This window comes from Pseudundibacterium arcticum (assembly GCF_042646465.1).
Classification (GTDB): domain Bacteria; phylum Pseudomonadota; class Gammaproteobacteria; order Burkholderiales; family Burkholderiaceae_D; genus Undibacterium_A; species Undibacterium_A arcticum.
In genome coordinates, this window is record NZ_JBHRTP010000024.1 from 93,229 (window position 1) to 110,129 (window position 16,901).

Sequence of the window (16,901 nt, forward strand, 5' to 3'; positions counted from 1 at the left end):
TTATTTCGCGGACAGGTAGCGCGAGGCAGGCTTGCCGGTTTGGGTGGCGGCCATCAGCTTCATGCGCGCGGCGTCGTAGTCGGCCCACAGCTGGCCGTCTTCCACCGACGGCAGCGTGATCGCTTCGCCCTGGTCAAAGCCGGACAATGCTGCATCGACCAGGCTGTCGGCCGTCATCACGGTCGCCGGGTCCAACTGCGACAGCGGCACGCCGCCGATGTCCCAGATGTCGGTGGCGGTCGCGGCTGCGAGGCTGAACCCATCCACGCCGATTTCAGCGCAGCCGACCCTCGTCACGCAGGCGCTTGCCGATCTGTTGAATCCGAGCCTCGCCCTCATGCAATGCCTCGATGCTGGTATGGACCGAGTAGGTGCCCATCACTAAATCGTGCGGATGCTTGACGGCAGAGCCCAGCACGAATTCAGTGTCGACTTCGGCGTGGAAGTCGATCTCGCCATTCGATTCTTCAAAAATGGCAAGCTCTCCGGCCCGCAAGCTGTCCGGCGTGTGCAACCCGCCGTCACTAATTGCAACCCAGGCGACGGTGTGCCCTGCAGGCGGCTGATAGCGCCAGCGCTCGCCGGCCTTCAACCGTAGCGCAAGGTAGTTCATTGACGACGGCGCCACGATCGCACTGCTGGCGGCGCCATAGTGGCCTAGCAGCACTCTGGCCGGCCCTTCACGCGGTATGGATTCGGGAGCAAGATAGGTGCTGGCCGCCGTGCTTTGCTCAAGCGCGGGCGGCAATGCCACCCAAAGCTGGAAGCCCCGCGCAGGTGCCTCAGCACCGGCCCACCCGCCGCCATGCCAGGCGCCGCCGCCGGCCACCATCCATTCCAGGCCGCCCTGCATCACCACGCCGGTTTCACCGGACGTGTCTTCGTAGCTCACGCCACCCTGCGTGATCCAGGTGAGCGTCGCGATGCCCGAATGCGGATGCAAACCAAAGCCGCCCTGAGATGCCCCCTCTGAATCGAACAGGTCCAGGAAAATGAAGGGCTTGAGCAATTGCCCCAAGTCAGCCGGACTCATCAGACGCGTGACCGGCCCATGGCGATGCCCGCGGGTGCGCTGCACGATGCGGCGCGCGGGCCCGCCTGCACTGGCCAACGCGGAAAAAGTACCGGTCAACGCGCTCACCTTGTTGCTCCCGCGCTTACCACAACCCCAACGGTCGGCCGCAGGCGATAGGCGACAAAGCCGGAGAGAAGAGCCAGTACGATGGCAGGCACAGGGCTGCCGCCAATCACCAGCAGATGCGTTGCGACGCCGAAGACCATGGTCACGGCAAGCAGCAAACCGCCGAAGAAGCTTGTGACTGGTACGAGCAAAAGCACCGCACCGGTGATCTCGACCAGGCCGGTAACGTCGCGAAACCATTGACCGATGCCAATATGTTCGAAGATCTGGACCATTTGCGGAACGCCGGCGAGCTTGGCAGCCCCGGCAGCGCCGAAGGCCAGCGCCAAAAGCAGGCGTAACGCCCAGATGATGCGATGGTGTGTAGTCGTGGACAAGGCCATGGAAGGCTCCTTTGAATAGGGAAAAGTGGAATGGGAGATGTCGTTGGATAGTGTATGCAAAGTCAGATAATGCTATTAAATGGAACAATAGTACTTAACTCATCCATATATGGATTAATAAAATGATGGACTTGAATGACGTGGCACTGTTTGTTCAGGTGATACGCGCAGGCAGCTTCGCCGCAGCGGCTCGGTCGCCTGGGCCTACGCCTGATGCAGCGCTCGACGCGCAAGCTAACGCTTACGGACGCAGCATACGGCGATCAAACGAAAATGCAGCATCCTGGGGATGCCGCATTTTCATACGACAAACTTCCACTACAAGTTATTACGCAGCCAGCAATTCATTCAATGCCGTGCGGCTCTTCGCGAGCGTATCGGCAACTGCCGCTTCGCCCATCGCCAGGCCTTCAGCCTGAACGAAAGTGATATCGGTCATGCCCAGGAAGCCGAGCACGCTGCGCAAATAAGTGCCGAGGAAATCGTACGCTTTCGAGGGGCCTTCGCTATACACGCCGCCGGTTGCGGTGACGATAAATACTTTCTTGCCGGTGACCAGGCCGACAGCACCGGTTTCACCGTAGTTGAATGTACGTCCGGCGCGCGCGATGTGGTCGATCCAGGCCTTCAATGTGGAGCTGACCGAAAAGTTGTACATCGGTGCGCCAATCACGATGACATCGGCCGCGAGCAGTTCGTCCACCAGTACATCGGATATCAGCACGGTTTGCGCTTGTTCAGGTGTGCGTTGTTCTGCCGGCGTGAAGAATGCGCCCATCATTTGCTCGGTCAGGTGCGGTACCGGGTTGGAGGCCAGATCGCGCTCGATAACGATATCGGATGGGTTGGCGGCTTTCCATTTGGCCAGGAACTCGCCGGTCAATTGACGTGAGAGGGAACCTTGATTGCGGACGCTGCTGTTGATGTGAAGAATTTTTGCCATGATATTGATTTCCTTAAAAAGTGGATAAAAGCAAGGACCAGCGGCATAAAACGCATGCAGCAGCCTTAATTGGCACTCCCGATCTTGGTAATGAGAAGGTCCTTGAAATATCGGAAAAATGGAATGAGATATGCACGGAGGCAGTGTAGGCAAAGTCGGATAAGACTACTAGATGGTAGAATCGTATTTAACTAATCCAAAAATGGACGAATAGAATGATGGACTTGAATGACCTTGCACTATTTGTTCAAGTGATACGCGCGGGCAGCTTCGCCGAAGCGGCGCGGCGCCTGGGTGTCCCGCCCAATACCGCAAGTCGGCGTATTCAGGAATTGGAACGGAGCGTGGGCGTACGCCTGATGCAGCGCTCGACGCGCAAGCTATCGCTCACGGATGCAGGACGCACACTGTATGAACGGTGCGCCGAGCAGGTCGAATCATTGGCCCAGGCATCACAGGAACTCGCCGATGGCAATCAGCTAACGATCGGCACGCTGCGCGTCGCCGCGCCCGCCGATTTTTTCAATTGGTTTCCCATGGACTGGATCGCTGAATTTCTCGCCGCACATCCGCAAGTTCGCATCGAATTCCTGTTGAGCGACGCCCGAGCGGACTTGATTGGCGAAGGCATCGACCTCGCATTCCGGGGCGGCAAGATCCTTGAACCGAATTTGGTCGCGCGACAAATTGGGACGAGCCGCGCCACGCTGGTGGCGAGCACGGCCTACCTGGCGGCACGCGGAGTGCCGGCCACACTGGCGGATTTGGAGGAGCATGATTGCATCACTTTCCCGAAACAGTCCGGGCGGGTGTCGTGGACGCTGGATGGCCCGGACGGCGCGGTAGAGGTCAAGGTCGCGGGCCGTTTCAGCGCCAACACCGCGCAAGTCCTGCTTAACGCCACGCTCGCGAATCTGGGCATCGCCCTGCTGCCGACGATGATGGCGGCACCCTACCTGCATGCGGGACGATTGAAGGAGGTACTGCCGGAGTATGCGCTCCATGGTCAAGGCATCCACTTTGTTTACCTCAGCCGCAAGCAGCTGCCGCGCGCAGTGAGCGCATTCATCGATTTCACGATAGCAAAAATACAGGACCACGGATTGGTGGCAACCGGTTGCGAGAAAACGCGGTAAAGTTTGTGGCTACCTGAAGCCAGACCGGAGGATCGCAACATGCTCAATCTGAGCCGCACGATACACACCATCGACGCCCACACCGGCGGCGAACCCCTGCGCATCCTGATGTCTGGATTGCCGCCGGTGCCCGGTACCACTATCCTGGAAAAGCGCGCGTGGCTCAGAGCCAACCGTGACGATGTGCGGCAGTTCCTGATGAACGAGCCGCGCGGCCACGCCGACATGTATGGCGCCTACCTGTTGCCGCCGACCACGCCGGACGCCGATTTTGGCGTCGTCTTCATCCACAACGAAGGCTACAGCGACATGTGCGGCCACGGCATTATCGCGCTCGGCAAGGTGCTGGTGGAACTGGGCCATGTTGAGCGCCGCAGCCCCAGCACGCGCATCGGTTTCGACACGCCGGCCGGATTCATCGAAGCCCATGTCGAGTGGGATGGCAGCCGCGTCGGCCAGGTGCGCTTCAACAACGTGCCGGCCTTCATCTACCTGCGCGACCTGGAAGTGGACACGCCAAGCTTCGGCAAGATCGTCGGCGACATCGTGTTTGGCGGCGCGTTCTATTACTACATCAATGCCGATCAGGCGCAACTGAGCGTCAAGCCGGAGCTGGTGCGCGCGCTGATCCAGCTGGGTGCCGAGACCAAGGCGGCGGTGCAGGCCAAGGTCCAGATCCAGCATCCGCTGGAGCCGGGGCTGGACCAGCTGTACGGCACCATCATCGACAGCGCGCCGAATGTTGCCGGTGTGGACCAGTCCAACGTCTGCATTTTCGCGGATCGCGAAGTCGATCGCTCGCCGACCGGCACCGGAACCTCGGGCCGTGCCGCACAATTGTTTTTGCGCGGCAAGCTGGGCCTGGGCCAGCCGTATGTCAACGGCAGCATCGTCGGCAGCAGTTTCTCGGTGCGCGTGACCGCGCCGGCGCGGGTCGGCGACTTCGATGCCGCGCTGACCGAAGTGACCGGCAGCGCCCATATCATGGGGATGAACCAGTGGCTGCTGGAACACTCGGACCCATTTCCCACCGGTTTCTTTTTACGATGAGTTTCTTTTTACGATGACGATGCACATTCTCGATCCGATGCAAACCGCGCAGGCCCTGCCCTACGCAAACCTGGTGCCGGCGATCGCGCAGGCCGCGCGCGAACTGGCCAGCGGTCAGATCCGCGCGCCGGAGCGGCAGGTGGTGCCGATCGATCAGGCCAGCGTGCTGCTCAGCATGCCGGCGCTCGGTCCCGATATCAGCGTCACCAAGCTCATCACGGTGCACGCCAACAATGCACAACATGGTTTGCCGGTGATTCAGGGCGAGGTGGTGGTGTTCGATACCGCCAGCGGTCGCCGCCTGGCGCTACTGGATGGACCGACGGTCACCGCGCGCCGCACCGCCGCCGTGACACTGCTGGGTATCGCGACGCTGGCGCCGCGCAAACCGGCGTCGGCGCTGTTGATCGGTACCGGTGCGCAAGCCGCGGCGCATGTCGATGCGCTGGTTGAATTCTTTGGCGTGACCCAGTTCTGGAGCGCGGCGCGTGACATCGGCAAGGCGCAGCAATTTTGCGACGCGCTGCGCCTGCGCCATCCGCACTGCGGCGCGACGGCGCTGGCGATGGCGACGCTGGCCACCGATCTGCCGGCGACCGACGTCGTGATCGCGCTGACCACCTCTAAGACCGCAGTGATTCCGGCGCACATCGCACCCGACACGCTGGCGGTCGGCGTCGGCGCATTCAAGCCGGACATGGTGGAATTTCCGGCAGCATTGCTGCACAGTCGGCAGATCGTGGTCGATGATCTGGCCGGTGCGCAGCATGAGGCCGGCGACTTAATCCAGGCCGGCATCGACTGGTCGCAGGTGCGCGACTTGGCCGCGATGCTGGATCAGCCACCGCCGACCGGTGCCGGGATCCTGCCGGTGTTTAAAACGGTCGGCCAGGCGGCGTGGGATCTGGCCGCGGCGCGCGTCGCGGTGGCGGCGTTAGGCTTGCGCTGACTCTCGGCGGAACAGATACTCCAATCACGATGGATGATTACCGCAATTAAACGGCGGCATTTTTCAACATACTCCAACCGTTATGAAAAAATGTTACAGCGCGGTCGCCGTGGGATAGGTGCAACCCATCGCCCATCGAACTCGAGAGATGGGTTGCACCCATCCTATCAGTGCATATGGCCCGCGTCTAATTGATCGGCGATATACTCCTTATGGAGATGGCTATCTCCGCATATAAATTGCGGACTTATTCGATATACTCTACATTAGTGTGAAAAAAGGCGGGAATCCGAAGATTCCCGCCTTTTTTCATGCGCTTGCAAGTGCGCGCCCAGCGCCGTTGTTTACACCTTGGTTGCCAGCAATTTGCCGAGCTTGGCGATCCCTTCGCGGATTTTCTCCGGCGGCACCGTCACAAAACTCAGGCGCAGCGTGTTCGATTCCGGCGCGTTCGCGTAGAACGGTGCGCCCGGTACGAAGGCGACGTGTTGCGCCAGCGCTTCATCCAGCAGTTTCATGCTGTCGATGTGCTTGGGCAGCGTGACCCAGATGAACATGCCGCCTTCCGGCTTGGTCCAGCTGACCGATGCCGGGAAATGCTCCGCCATCGCGTCCAGCATGACCTGACACTGGTTGCCGTACAGCGCGCTGATGGTCGGGATATGGGTGTCGAGGAAGCCGTCCTTGATCACCTGATACACCACCATTTGCGTCAGTTGCGCGGTGTGCAGATCAGCGGCCTGCTTGGCCAGTTCCAGCCGGCGCAGCAGCGGCAGCGGTGCCACCACGTAACCGAGGCGGATGCCCGGCGTCAGCACCTTGGAGAACGAACCCATGTAAATCACGCCGGCCGGATTCATCGCCAGCATCTTCGGCGCCGGAGCGCCGCGGTAGCTGAGCGCGCCGTATGGATCGTCCTCGATCAACGGCAGGCCAAGGCGGGCGCAGGTTTCGACCAGTTCGACGCGGCGCGCGATGGACAGGCTGCGGCCGGTCGGGTTCTGGAAATTCGGTAATGCATACAGCATGCGCGCACCCTCGGCGACCGTGGCGACCGATTGCGGTACCAGGCCATCATCGTCGGTATCGACCGAGACGAACTCTGGCCGGTACACCGAAAACGCCTGCAGGGCACCCAGATAGCTCGGCGTCTCAACCAGCACGCGACTGCCTTCATCGATCAGCACCTTGCCCAGCAGATCCAGCGCCTGTTGCGAACCCGACGTCATCAAGACCTGTTCCGGCATAATTTTGACGCCGCCGGTCGACAAGGAATTGGCAATCCATTCGCGCAGCGGACCGTAACCATCGGTCGGGCCGTATTGCAACGCGACCTTGCCTTGCAGCGTCAGCACCTGGTCGAACGCGGCCTTCATCTGCTCGACCGGGAAAGTCGCGGGCGACGGCAGGCCGCCGGCAAACGAAATGACTTCCGGACGCTGGGTGATCTTCAGGATTTCACGGATGAACGAACTTTGGAGCTGCTCAGCGCGCTGCGCAAAATGCCACTGGATCGGGGATGGATTTTCAATTTTCATGCTGTTCTCTTGCCTCTTAGTCGCTTGGTCAAACACTGGAATCGGGCCGCTTGTGGCCACCGTTAAAAAGAACGGCATTGGGTAAATGCCGCCTTCAGTTTTGTTCATTACTTCATTACTTCTTGTGCATCAATTGCCGTCAATTAATTGCTGTCACGCGACGCTCAGGCTATTTCGGCGATCAATTCGATCTCGACGCAGCCGCCCATCGGGATCTGCGCGACGCCGAAAGCCGAACGTGCATGCTTGCCGGCGTCGCCGAAGATTTCGCCGAGCAGTTCGGATGCACCGTTGGTGACCAGATGCTGCTCGGTGAAGTCGCCGGTCGAATTGACCAGGCTCATCACCTTGACGATACGCTTGATGCGATTCAGGTCGCCACCGCAGGCTGCCTGCAGGGTCGCGATCAGGTCGACCGCGACCGAACGTGCCGCTGCCTTGCCTTCTTCTGTCGTGATGTTCTTGCCCAACTGGCCGACCCAGACCTTGCCATCCTTCTTGGCGATGTGGCCGGACAGGAACACGGTGTTGCCGGTCTGCGCGTACATCACGTAGGCGGCGGCCGGCGCCGGCACGGCGGGCAGTTCGATATTGAGCGCTTCGAGTTTTTCGTAAAAAGACATGGGATATCCAGAAAAAATGCCGTAATGGCGATACATTGGGTGCAACTTTGTTGTTGGTTACCGGAATCGAGCAGTTTTGCAAAAAAACAAAACTTTGGACCAATTGCATATTGTACGACTTGAGAAGACCTTTGACACCCAGCAGAATGGCAATTGAGCGTTCCGGCCATGTGAAAGATGGATCCTTTTTTGTCAAGCAGCGATGTCGACCTGCGCCGGATTGCAATCCGCCGCCCGTTTGCCACCACCGCGACGACCGCCAGCGCGAGACCAGGATGTTCCTCATTTCCAGAGATTCTCCGGTGATCAGCGCGGCGCCGGTTTAACGTACTTTGTGTTCCATTTTCTGAGACGAGCCCAATCAGCCCGGCACAACAATCCGGGACCAAAAACAAGCCAAGCACACGGGAACACGCTGCATTTAATTGCTATGTGCAATTGCTTTTTGGAAGCAAAGCTAGCGCAACGAAGATAAGGACACAGCAGGATGAATGAACAACAGGATGAATTACAGGACGAATGCAACACGCGCTGTCAACCGCTGAAATATGCGCGTCCGCTGCTTGATACCGTAGAGCGGTATTCGGGAGGCCGCCAACGGCGAACTCCCGAACACCTTCGATGCAGTTTGGATGTGCGCATGAGCCCTCAGGCCACGCGGCACCTTCTACAACATCAGCAACTTATGCAGTTGCCCAACACGACGTCAATGCTTTTATGTCAAGTATCGTGTTTTACTTCGATCACTTGGAAGGCAATTTGCCAGCCACACCTTCGACGTAATAGTCCATTTTGTTCAATGCTTCGTCAGTCATCGGACCTTTTTCGAGGCGGACTTTGCCTTCGTTATCCTTCACTGGCGCGGTAAATGGCATCAATTTTCCAGCGACGATTTCCGCTTCTTTGCCCTGGACAAACACTTTGACGTCGTTCGGCACCGATGGGCCATAGTTGTCTAGCGAAACCATGCCGTCTTTGATCCCGCCCCAGACGCTGGTTGGCTTCCATTTGTTGTCCAATACAGCCTGCGTTTGCTTGATGTAGTAATCGCCCCAGTGATGCGTGACTGAAGCAAGCTGTGCCTTGGGACCGAATTTTTTCATGTCCGAGTGGTAGGCAATCGCGTATTTACCCTTTTCTTGTGCCGCTTGCACAATCGCGGTGGAATCGGTGTGGTTGGTCACCACTTCTGCGCCCTGGCCCATCAGCGTCAACGCGGCATCGCGTTCCTTGCCTGGATCGTACCAGCTGTTGACCCAAATTACCTTGACTTCGGCTTTCGGATTCACGCTGCGCATACCCAGCGTGAAGGCATTAATCCCTTGCAGCACTTCCGGAATCGGGAATGCTGCAACGTAACCAGCCACATTGCCTTTGCTCATCTTCGCAGCCAACACGCCAGCCAGGTAACGGCCTTCGTAGAAACGGGCATTCGCATTGGCGACGTTAGGGGCCGTTTTGTATCCCGTCAAATGAATGAATTTGACGTCAGGAAACTGTTTCGCGACTTTCAGGGTCGGGTTCATGTAGCCGAACGAAGTCGTGATGATCAGCTTGTTGCCTTGCTGTGCCAAGTCTCGGATCACGCGCTCGGCATCGGCGCCTTCAGGCACGTCTTCGACCACCTTGGTTTTAATCTTGTCGCCGAAATGCTTGACCATTTCTTTGCGACCGATATCGTGTTGCGTAGTCCAACCGGCTTCACCGATCGGACTAACATAGACGAAACCAACACCCAGCGGCTCTGCAGCAGATGCTACCGGGGACATTGCGATAGCAGGCAGCAAACTGATTGCATATAAAGCATCGCGCATGATGTTTTTAGACATTATTTTCCTCTACGTGTAACTCCCACTCGCATAAAAATGGACCGAGCAATACGCCGCGTGGGATAAGCGGCAGATTATGGATGCCAACGGCCAGGCAACCCGATCCAAGTCACTCACAGCTTCACAGCACAAGGCGGCAGCCTTGAACCGATCGAACAAGCCAATCTATGTTAAACCTGCAGCGTCAGCGCGGGCACGGCCAGAGTTTACTTCCCGCTGCGCCGACGCTGATCCATCACCTAAATAGTACTGAGAATCAGCTATTTGGATTGAATGGCTTACCCAGAGAGGCCGGTATATTCAGCTTGATCCAATTCGCATTGCGGGAAATCAGCACCAGCACCACGATCGTCGCCAAGTACGGCAACATCGACAGCAACTGCGACGCGATAGGCACCCCTTCACCTTGCATGTAGAAGGTCAAAATGGTCACGCCACCAAACAAGTAGGCACCGGCCATCACGCGTGCTGGACGCCAGGTCGCAAACGTCACCAGTGCCAGTGCAATCCAGCCTCGCCCTGCCACCATGCCTTCAACCCATTGCGGCGTATACACCAGCGACAGGAAAGAGCCGGCCAGCCCGCAGCAGGCGCCACCGAACAGCAACGCAGCCAGGCGGATCAGGCGCACGTTATAGCCCAGCGAATGTGCTGAGGATGGAGATTCGCCAACCGCGCGCAAAATCAGGCCAGCACGGCTGCGGTACAGGAACCAGATAATGGCAGCGCATAACAACATCGAGAAATACACCATCGGATGCTGCTTGAACAACGCCGTACCTAAAAACGGAATGTCTTGCAGCAAGGGAATGCCGAACTTGCCGTTTTGCAGGCTGTTACCCACATAATTGATGCCGATATAGGCCGAAGCCCCGGTACCGAACAAAGACAGCGCCAGACCAGTCGCCACCTGACTGGTGCCCAGCCAGACTGTCAGCCAGGCAAAAAATCCCGCCAGCACCATGCCGGAACAAGCACCTGCCATCAAGCCAACAGTCACGCTGCCGGTATGGATGGTGGTAGCAAAACCGACAATCGCGGCGACCAGCATCATGCCCTCGGCACCGAGATTCACCACCCCGGATTTTTCGTTAATCAACAAACCGAAGGCCGCCAGCATCAAGGGCGTACCTGCATTGATGGATGCAGCAATCAGTGGTGCGAAGGAGTCCATTATTTGCTCCCGAGAAGTTTTGAATTGATCATGGAGCCGCTCCAACGAAGTTTGTAGTTGATCAGAACATCACAGGCCAGCAGCGAAAACAGCAGAATCCCCTGGAACACGCCAGTGATGGCGCTCGGCATTCCCAGGCGCGATTGCGACAGTTCGCCACCGATATAGAACAAGGCCATGATGAAGCTCGAAAATATGACGCCAATTGGATGCAAGCGACCGACATAAGCCACGATGATGGCGGCGAAGCCGTAACCGGGTGACACCGACGGCGTCAATTGACCAATCGGGCCCAACACTTCGCAGACACCGGCCAGACCGGACAACGCGCCACAAATCATCAGCGACATCCAGAGCGACTTGCGGGAAGAAAAACCGGCATAACGTGCCGCCCTTGGCGCCATGCCGCCCACTTGCAGACGGAAACCGGCAAGACTTTTCGACATGAACAGCCAGCCGGCCAACGACACTAATAGTGCCAGCAGGATACCGAAATGCAAGCGGGAGCCTTCCAATAGGATGGGCAGCAAAAACCCCTCGGAAAACATCTTCGACTGTGGGAAGTTGAAACCCTCAGGATCCCTGAGCACGCCGTGTACCAGATAGCTCAACAGCAGTTGCGCCACGTACACCAGCATCAGGGAGACCAGAATCTCATTGGCATTAAAGCGATCGCGCAGGAAAGCCGTAATGGCAGCCCAAGCCATGCCGCCCAACATGCCGGCCAGCAGCACCACGCCAATCATCAAGGGGCCACCGCCGCTGCCGTTATCGAAGAACAAACCGGCAGCGCCTCCGGTAATCGCACCGACTACCAACTGCCCTTCGGCACCAATATTGAACACATTGGCACGAAAACAGATCGCTAGCCCAACGGAGATCAGCAATAGCGGAGCGACTTTGACCCCGACCTCGGACCATCCGTGCAAATCCTTGATCGGTTCCAGGAAAAACACCGCCAAGCCGGTCAGCGGATCTTTACCCAGAATGGCGAACAGGATGGCACCACATAGCACCGTCAACAATACAGCCAACACTGGCGACATCCACGACATGACAGCGGATGGATTGGCACGCGCCTCTAGCTTAAACATTGGCTGCCCTCTTGGTTGTGATTGGTGTGACGGTGGTATCGGTCCACATGCCGCTCATCCATTGACCGATCTGGTCGATGGTGGCATCCGAAGCTTTGACGGACGGTGACAAACGGCCTTTTGCGATGACAACCAGGCGATCCGAGATTTCAAACAATTCGTCCAACTCCTCTGAAATGATGAGCAAGGCACACCCGGCATCGCGCAACGCAACCAGTTCCGCGCGGATTTGTGCACTTGCACCGACGTCGACCCCCCATGTCGGCTGCGCCACAATCAGCACTTTCGGCCCACGCATGACTTCACGGCCGACGATGTATTTCTGTAAATTCCCACCGGACAAACTGCGCGCAGCGGCATGCGGCCCGCCGGCCTTCACATTGAAACGCGCGATCACGTCAGCCGCCATCTTGACGATCGCGTTGTTTTTGACAAAACCATGGCGGATGGTGGCGCTGGTTTGGTGTGTCAACAGGATGTTGTTGGCCAAAGACATTTCAGGCACCGCACCGCGCCCCAGCCGCTCTTCCGGCACGAAACCCAGACCGCGGGCACGTCGCCGACCCGGACCAAAATGGCCAACCCGCTCGCCCTGCAGCAAAATCATGTCGGGTTTGGCACGCTGGTCCTCGCCAGACAAGGCGGCCAGCAATTCCTGCTGACCGTTGCCGGAGACGCCGGCAACGCCGAGGATCTCGCCGGCACGCAACTCGAAATTGATGCCGGACAGTTCGGTCGCAAACGGATGACTCTTGGCCAAGGACAGGTTTTTCACTGCCAGCAGGGTTTCGCCGGGCGAACGCAGCACGTGCTTGATGGCTGGCGGCTCGGCTCCGATCATCAAGCGCGACAAACTGGAGGCGGTTTCTTCCCGTGGATCACAGACCCCGGTATTTTTCCCGGCCCGCACTACAGTGCAGGTGTGGCACAGCGCCCGGATTTCATCGAGTTTGTGGCTGATGTACAGAATGCTGCAGCCTTCGGAAGCCAGCTTGCGCAAGGTTTCGAACAGCTTCTCGACCGCTTGCGGCGTCAGCACCGAAGTCGGCTCATCCAGAATCAGCAGCTGCGGCTTGGCCAGCAGGGCGCGCACAATTTCCACCCGTTGGCATTCGCCGACTGACAGGGTATGCACATGGCGCTGCGGTTCCAGCTCCAGGCCATATTGCTCGGCCGTGTTCGAGATGCGCTTTGCCAGTTCGTCTAGCTTGGTGTCCTGCGGCAGGCCGAGCGCGATGTTTTCGGCCACGGTCAGCGTATCGAACAGGGAAAAATGCTGGAACACCATCGCGATACCCAGCTCTCGGGCAGCGGAGGGATTGGCAATATGGACTTCCTTGCCATTCCAGATCACCTTGCCGGCGTCCGGTTTGACCGAGCCGTAGATGATTTTCATCAGGGTCGATTTGCCGGCGCCGTTTTCTCCTAACACGGCGTGGATTTCACCTGGCTTGACGGTTAAGTTGATGCCATCGTTAGCGACGACCGATGGATAGCGTTTGGTGATGCTATGAAGTTCTAGGCGGTTTGTCATTGTCTCGTTTATTTTGCATATAGAAAATATATTATTTTTGTATTTTTAACATACAGGAAAGCGAGCCTTGGACATATCTACAGCGCGACATGCCAATATACAAATCTGAATATATGATGCATTTTTACAAACAAGGCATCAAACCGCCTTCCATGCAGATGATTAAAGCTACACCAAACACGCGCTTCAAGCATCAACAACTGCAATTTCCATTGCTAACGCCATGCATTTGCCATGAAAAACAAATTGTGTACAGCACACGTGCGGATCAGGGCGCGTCAGAGTCGCAAAAAACAACACAACCAGCTTGATTTTAATGTGCACAAAAGCAATTCAAAAGAATGATTTATAGTACTAAATCCAAGCAAAAATCGGTATTTTTCCGATTTACGTCTAGGTAACTTGGAATTGTTGCCATATGGAAATTTGAATTATACGTTCCAACATATAACTAGTATTATCCAGGAAGGCATACCAATGGATTCAGCTTCTCACATACTTCAGTCGCCATCTATGTCTCAGGCATCCTTTTCCCACATGTCGAATAATTAAAATATTCTAGGAGTCCGTTAATGTCCCGTAATGCCACAGTATTGAAACAACTTTGCCTAGCCGTCGCCATGACTTGCGCTGCTGGCGCGCACGCTGCCGATTGGAGCGATACTTCGATCAGCTATCGCTATATTAAGAAAGAAAGCGCATTCGTTACCGATGCAAACAACAACAAGGTTGACGTAGCCAAGCAAATCCTATCGCTGAGCCATATCAGCGGTTACAAATACGGCAGCAATTTCTTCAACATCGACGTCCTGAAATCCGACAGCAATAATCCGGCAAATAACGGCGATGGCAGTCCGTTTGGCAACGGACCGGGCACCAATTCCGGTGCGCAGGAAGTGTTTGCCATTTACCGCCACGACCTAAGCCTGAGCGCTGTGTCCGGCACCAGCCTGAAATACGGCGCGGTCAAGGATGTCACCCTGACTGCCGGCTTTAATGCGGGCTCCAAAAATGACTTCAACGGCGCGTCACCCCTCGCGCTGGTGATTGGGCCAACCGTGCAATTCGCACTGCCAGCCGGCTTCGTGAACGTCGGCCTGCAAGCCTACAAAGAAAGCAATAACAGTACTATTTCCAATTCTATCTTCCACGAAGGCGCGCACCAGAGCTTCAAGACTGCGCCTCAGTTGAATGTGGTCTGGGGCGTCCCATTCAACGCCGGCATCCCGGCTAACTTTAAAGGTTTTCTGACTGTTACCGGCAGCAAAGGCAGAGGAACCCCTCACGGTGACGAAACCAAGACAGAAACCCTGCTGGATGCGATGGTGATGTTCGATCTCGGCTCGCTAGCCGGCAAAAAAGATACTTTCTATGCAGGCGTCGGCTACCGCTACTGGAAAAATAAATTCGGTAACGATGAGTCATTGAACGCCAACAACAAAGCTGGGCATATTTCCGCCCCGTTCGCGCAAGTCGAAGCGCACTTCTAAGACTGCCTGAATTCGCTGTATTGCATTACAAAAAAGCGTTCACCCACATGAAAGGGGTGAACGCTTTTTTTTCACACTATTTTTGCTAACAATACTGATTCGGTACAAATAATTCGCGATTGATTTGGCGATTACGCAAGCAGTGCAAAAAAAAATATTCAAGCGTTAATCGTGCCTCATCAATAAGTACCTAGTGCGGCACAAGCTGCTTTACTCATCATCACTCACTCGCCAGACCCAGGCAACTATCTCCCTGCTCCATAGAACTGCAAGACAGATCTCCAATCCAATATTAATCGATGACACACGAATTGGACCTTGTTGTGCAAGTGCGCTCGCACAGAGTTGTTTTTCTGCATTTATTGATCCCGAAAAACCCAAGGATGGCTACGCTGCCTGGATAGAGAAAGTAAGCAACCTGCTTGAAATCCTTATTCTTTATTTATCTTAACGGATAGTGAACATCATTTTGAACGTATAGCCGCAAGCGGCGCGAATGCTAGTCTCACAACACAAGAAATTTAGAGCGGAGCACCTATGTCTGAACCAATTCGTTTTTACTATCAAGGCCAAGTCCAGGTCGTTGATAATGTTGCGCCTACCCAAACCATCCTGCAGCATTTGCGGGAAGATTTGCATTGCACCGGCACCAAGGAAGGTTGTGCTGAGGGTGACTGTGGCGCCTGTACCGTTGTGATCGGTGAGATGAAAGACGGTCAGGTTGAGCTGAAGTCTATCAACTCCTGCATCCAGTTCATGCCGACGCTGGATGGCAAGGCGCTATTTAGCGTGGAAGATCTGAAACAGCCCGATGGCAAGTTGCATCCTGTGCAAGAAGCACTGGTCGAATGTCATGGATCGCAATGCGGTTTCTGCACACCCGGATTCGTGATGTCGCTGTGGAGCTTGTATCTGAAACAAGAAGGCCAGGCAACAGCACCCTGCCGCAAGGAAATTGACGACACCCTGTCCGGCAACCTGTGCCGCTGCACCGGCTACCGCCCGATCATCGATGCTGCCAAGCGTATGGGCGAATTGCCTGAAGTCAAATTTGATAAAGCTGCACTGGCGAAGTCCTTGCTGGACTTGCAGCGCAGCGAGATGTTTGTCTACGAGCAGGACGGCCAGACGTTCTACGCCCCGCGTACGCTGGAACAGTTGGTTAAGGTGCGCGCCGCCAATCCGAATGCCTGCATCCTGTCCGGCTCGACCGATATCGGCCTGTGGGTCACCAAACAAATGCGCGATCTGGGCGACATAATTTATGTACGCGAGGTCGACGAACTCAAAACCATCGTCGAGCGCGATGGCAAAATCGAAATCGGCGCCGGCGTCTCGCTTACCGATGCGTATGAAGCAGTGTGCCGCCACTACAAAGACGAATTAACGGAAATGTGGAAACGTTTCGCCTCCTTGCCGATTCGCAATACCGGCACGCTGGGAGGCAGCGTCGCGAATGGCTCGCCGATCGGTGATTCCGCCCCATGGATGATTGCCTTGGGTGCGGAAATCGTCTTGCGCGGCATCAATGGCCAACGCGTGATGCCGCTGGAAGACTTTTATCTGGATTACATGAAAAAGGATATGCAACCGGGCGAATTCGTTGAAGCAGTGCGCATACCGTTGCCACAAGCGAATGTGCAGTTCCGCACTTACAAACTGGCCAAGCGTTTTGACCAGGATATTTCTGCAGTGTGCGCGGCCTATGCCATCACGCTCGATGGCAATATCGTACGCAATGCCCACATCGCCTACGGCGGTATGGCCGCCACTTCCAAGCGAGCGCCCAGGGCCGAAGCTGCGCTGAATGGCCAAGTCTGGAATGAAGCCACGCTCAAGATCGCAATGGAGATGTTGGCGCAGGATTACACTCCGTTGAGCGACATGCGCGCTTCCAGCGAATACCGCATGAAAACAGCACAAAATCTATTGCGTCGTTTTTGGCTGGAAACCCGGCCTGATGCTCCCTTGGCGCTTGAGTCAGTCAGTGCTTTTGCCTACATTTAAGGACGGAGAT

15 protein-coding genes and 1 pseudogene are annotated in these 16,901 nt (G+C 56.4%); 6 read left to right on the forward strand and 10 right to left on the reverse strand.

Translation table 11 applies throughout. The features are described 5' to 3' along the window. The 3 genes from ACFOFO_RS09070 to ACFOFO_RS09080 are packed head-to-tail and all read right to left on the reverse strand — an operon-like array spanning position 1 to position 1,524. Positions 1-267, reverse strand: coding sequence for a hypothetical protein (locus ACFOFO_RS09070; protein ID WP_390325887.1), 267 nt, complete (start codon positions 265-267; stop codon positions 1-3). 7 nt (positions 268-274) lie between these two features. Continuing rightward, entirely contained in the window at positions 275-1,141 is an 867-nt protein-coding gene (locus ACFOFO_RS09075; protein WP_390325889.1) for a pirin family protein, read from the reverse strand. Beyond that, positions 1,138-1,524: a DoxX family protein gene (locus ACFOFO_RS09080; protein WP_390325890.1), complete on the reverse strand. Its 387-nt coding sequence runs from the start codon at positions 1,522-1,524 to the stop codon at positions 1,138-1,140. Before ACFOFO_RS09080 ends, ACFOFO_RS09075 begins: the two co-directional genes overlap by 4 nt. 122 nt (positions 1,525-1,646) lie before the next feature. Between ACFOFO_RS09080 and ACFOFO_RS09085 the strand changes: the two are divergent. After that, positions 1,647-1,776: pseudogene (locus ACFOFO_RS09085) on the forward strand (LysR family transcriptional regulator); the annotation flags it as partial. Between the two features lie 76 nt (positions 1,777-1,852). Here the strand turns inward: ACFOFO_RS09085 and ACFOFO_RS09090 are convergent. Next, positions 1,853-2,467 carry an FMN-dependent NADH-azoreductase gene (locus ACFOFO_RS09090; protein ID WP_390331398.1) on the reverse strand — a complete coding sequence of 205 codons (615 nt, stop codon included), beginning with the start codon at positions 2,465-2,467 and terminating at the stop codon, positions 1,853-1,855. Between the two features lie 215 nt (positions 2,468-2,682). Here ACFOFO_RS09090 and ACFOFO_RS09095 point away from each other — a divergent pair, with 215 nt between their 5' ends. From ACFOFO_RS09095 to ACFOFO_RS09105, 3 genes are read left to right on the forward strand one after another with little or no spacing between them, the layout of a single operon-like run. Next, positions 2,683-3,603, forward strand: coding sequence for a LysR family transcriptional regulator (locus ACFOFO_RS09095; RefSeq protein ID WP_390325892.1), 921 nt, complete (start codon positions 2,683-2,685; stop codon positions 3,601-3,603). Positions 3,604-3,642: 39 nt separating this feature from the next. After that, positions 3,643-4,653 carry a trans-3-hydroxy-L-proline dehydratase gene (gene lhpH, locus ACFOFO_RS09100; protein WP_390325894.1) on the forward strand — a complete coding sequence of 337 codons (1,011 nt, stop codon included), beginning with the start codon at positions 3,643-3,645 and terminating at the stop codon, positions 4,651-4,653. A gap of 19 nt (positions 4,654-4,672) precedes the next feature. After that, entirely contained in the window at positions 4,673-5,602 is a 930-nt protein-coding gene (locus tag ACFOFO_RS09105) for a delta(1)-pyrroline-2-carboxylate reductase family protein (protein WP_390328192.1), read from the forward strand. A gap of 344 nt (positions 5,603-5,946) precedes the next feature. Here ACFOFO_RS09105 and ACFOFO_RS09110 read toward each other — a convergent pair whose 3' ends face one another. From ACFOFO_RS09110 to ACFOFO_RS09135, 6 genes are all read right to left on the reverse strand, one after another. Further along, entirely contained in the window at positions 5,947-7,140 is a 1,194-nt protein-coding gene (locus ACFOFO_RS09110; RefSeq protein WP_390331399.1) for an aminotransferase-like domain-containing protein, read from the reverse strand. A gap of 164 nt (positions 7,141-7,304) precedes the next feature. Beyond that, entirely contained in the window at positions 7,305-7,763 is a 459-nt protein-coding gene (locus tag ACFOFO_RS09115; protein ID WP_390331400.1) for a RidA family protein, read from the reverse strand. A gap of 743 nt (positions 7,764-8,506) precedes the next feature. Then, positions 8,507-9,592: a BMP family ABC transporter substrate-binding protein gene (locus ACFOFO_RS09120; protein WP_390325899.1), complete on the reverse strand. Its 1,086-nt coding sequence runs from the start codon at positions 9,590-9,592 to the stop codon at positions 8,507-8,509. Between the two features lie 256 nt (positions 9,593-9,848). Further along, positions 9,849-10,766, reverse strand: coding sequence for an ABC transporter permease (locus tag ACFOFO_RS09125; RefSeq protein ID WP_390331401.1), 918 nt, complete (start codon positions 10,764-10,766; stop codon positions 9,849-9,851). Continuing rightward, positions 10,766-11,860 carry an ABC transporter permease gene (locus tag ACFOFO_RS09130; RefSeq protein ID WP_390331402.1) on the reverse strand — a complete coding sequence of 365 codons (1,095 nt, stop codon included), beginning with the start codon at positions 11,858-11,860 and terminating at the stop codon, positions 10,766-10,768. The genes ACFOFO_RS09125 and ACFOFO_RS09130 overlap by 1 nt, the downstream gene beginning before the upstream one ends. Beyond that, on the reverse strand, positions 11,853-13,394 hold the full coding sequence (locus tag ACFOFO_RS09135; RefSeq protein WP_390331403.1) for an ABC transporter ATP-binding protein: 1,542 nt from the start codon (positions 13,392-13,394) through the stop codon (positions 11,853-11,855). The genes ACFOFO_RS09130 and ACFOFO_RS09135 overlap by 8 nt, the downstream gene beginning before the upstream one ends. Before the next feature lie 572 nt (positions 13,395-13,966). On the opposite strand from ACFOFO_RS09135, the gene ACFOFO_RS09140 reads away from it, so the two are divergent. Continuing rightward, a complete protein-coding gene (locus ACFOFO_RS09140; protein WP_390325902.1) occupies positions 13,967-14,884 on the forward strand; it encodes an outer envelope protein in 918 nt (305 codons plus the stop codon). Between the two features lie 537 nt (positions 14,885-15,421). Then, complete coding sequence (gene xdhA, locus ACFOFO_RS09145) at positions 15,422-16,891, forward strand: xanthine dehydrogenase small subunit (protein ID WP_390331404.1); 1,470 nt, start codon at positions 15,422-15,424, stop codon at positions 16,889-16,891. Positions 16,892-16,901: the final 10 nt, after the last annotated feature.

Bases quoted from the DNA above. Each gene is read 5' to 3' on its own strand.
- ACFOFO_RS09080 (WP_390325890.1), bottom strand. From the start codon at position 1,524: ATGGCCTTGTCCACGACTACACACCATCGCATCATCTGGGCGTTACGC.
- ACFOFO_RS09090 (WP_390331398.1), bottom strand. From the start codon at position 2,467: ATGGCAAAAATTCTTCACATCAACAGCAGCGTCCGCAATCAAGGTTCC.
- ACFOFO_RS09095 (WP_390325892.1), top strand. From the start codon at position 2,683: ATGATGGACTTGAATGACCTTGCACTATTTGTTCAAGTGATACGCGCG.
- lhpH (WP_390325894.1), top strand. From the start codon at position 3,643: ATGCTCAATCTGAGCCGCACGATACACACCATCGACGCCCACACCGGC.
- ACFOFO_RS09105 (WP_390328192.1), top strand. From the start codon at position 4,673: ATGCACATTCTCGATCCGATGCAAACCGCGCAGGCCCTGCCCTACGCA.
- ACFOFO_RS09110 (WP_390331399.1), bottom strand. From the start codon at position 7,140: ATGAAAATTGAAAATCCATCCCCGATCCAGTGGCATTTTGCGCAGCGC.
- ACFOFO_RS09115 (WP_390331400.1), bottom strand. From the start codon at position 7,763: ATGTCTTTTTACGAAAAACTCGAAGCGCTCAATATCGAACTGCCCGCC.
- ACFOFO_RS09120 (WP_390325899.1), bottom strand. From the start codon at position 9,592: ATGTCTAAAAACATCATGCGCGATGCTTTATATGCAATCAGTTTGCTG.
- ACFOFO_RS09125 (WP_390331401.1), bottom strand. From the start codon at position 10,766: ATGGACTCCTTCGCACCACTGATTGCTGCATCCATCAATGCAGGTACG.
- ACFOFO_RS09130 (WP_390331402.1), bottom strand. From the start codon at position 11,860: ATGTTTAAGCTAGAGGCGCGTGCCAATCCATCCGCTGTCATGTCGTGG.
- ACFOFO_RS09135 (WP_390331403.1), bottom strand. From the start codon at position 13,394: ATGACAAACCGCCTAGAACTTCATAGCATCACCAAACGCTATCCATCG.
- ACFOFO_RS09140 (WP_390325902.1), top strand. From the start codon at position 13,967: ATGTCCCGTAATGCCACAGTATTGAAACAACTTTGCCTAGCCGTCGCC.
- xdhA (WP_390331404.1), top strand. From the start codon at position 15,422: ATGTCTGAACCAATTCGTTTTTACTATCAAGGCCAAGTCCAGGTCGTT.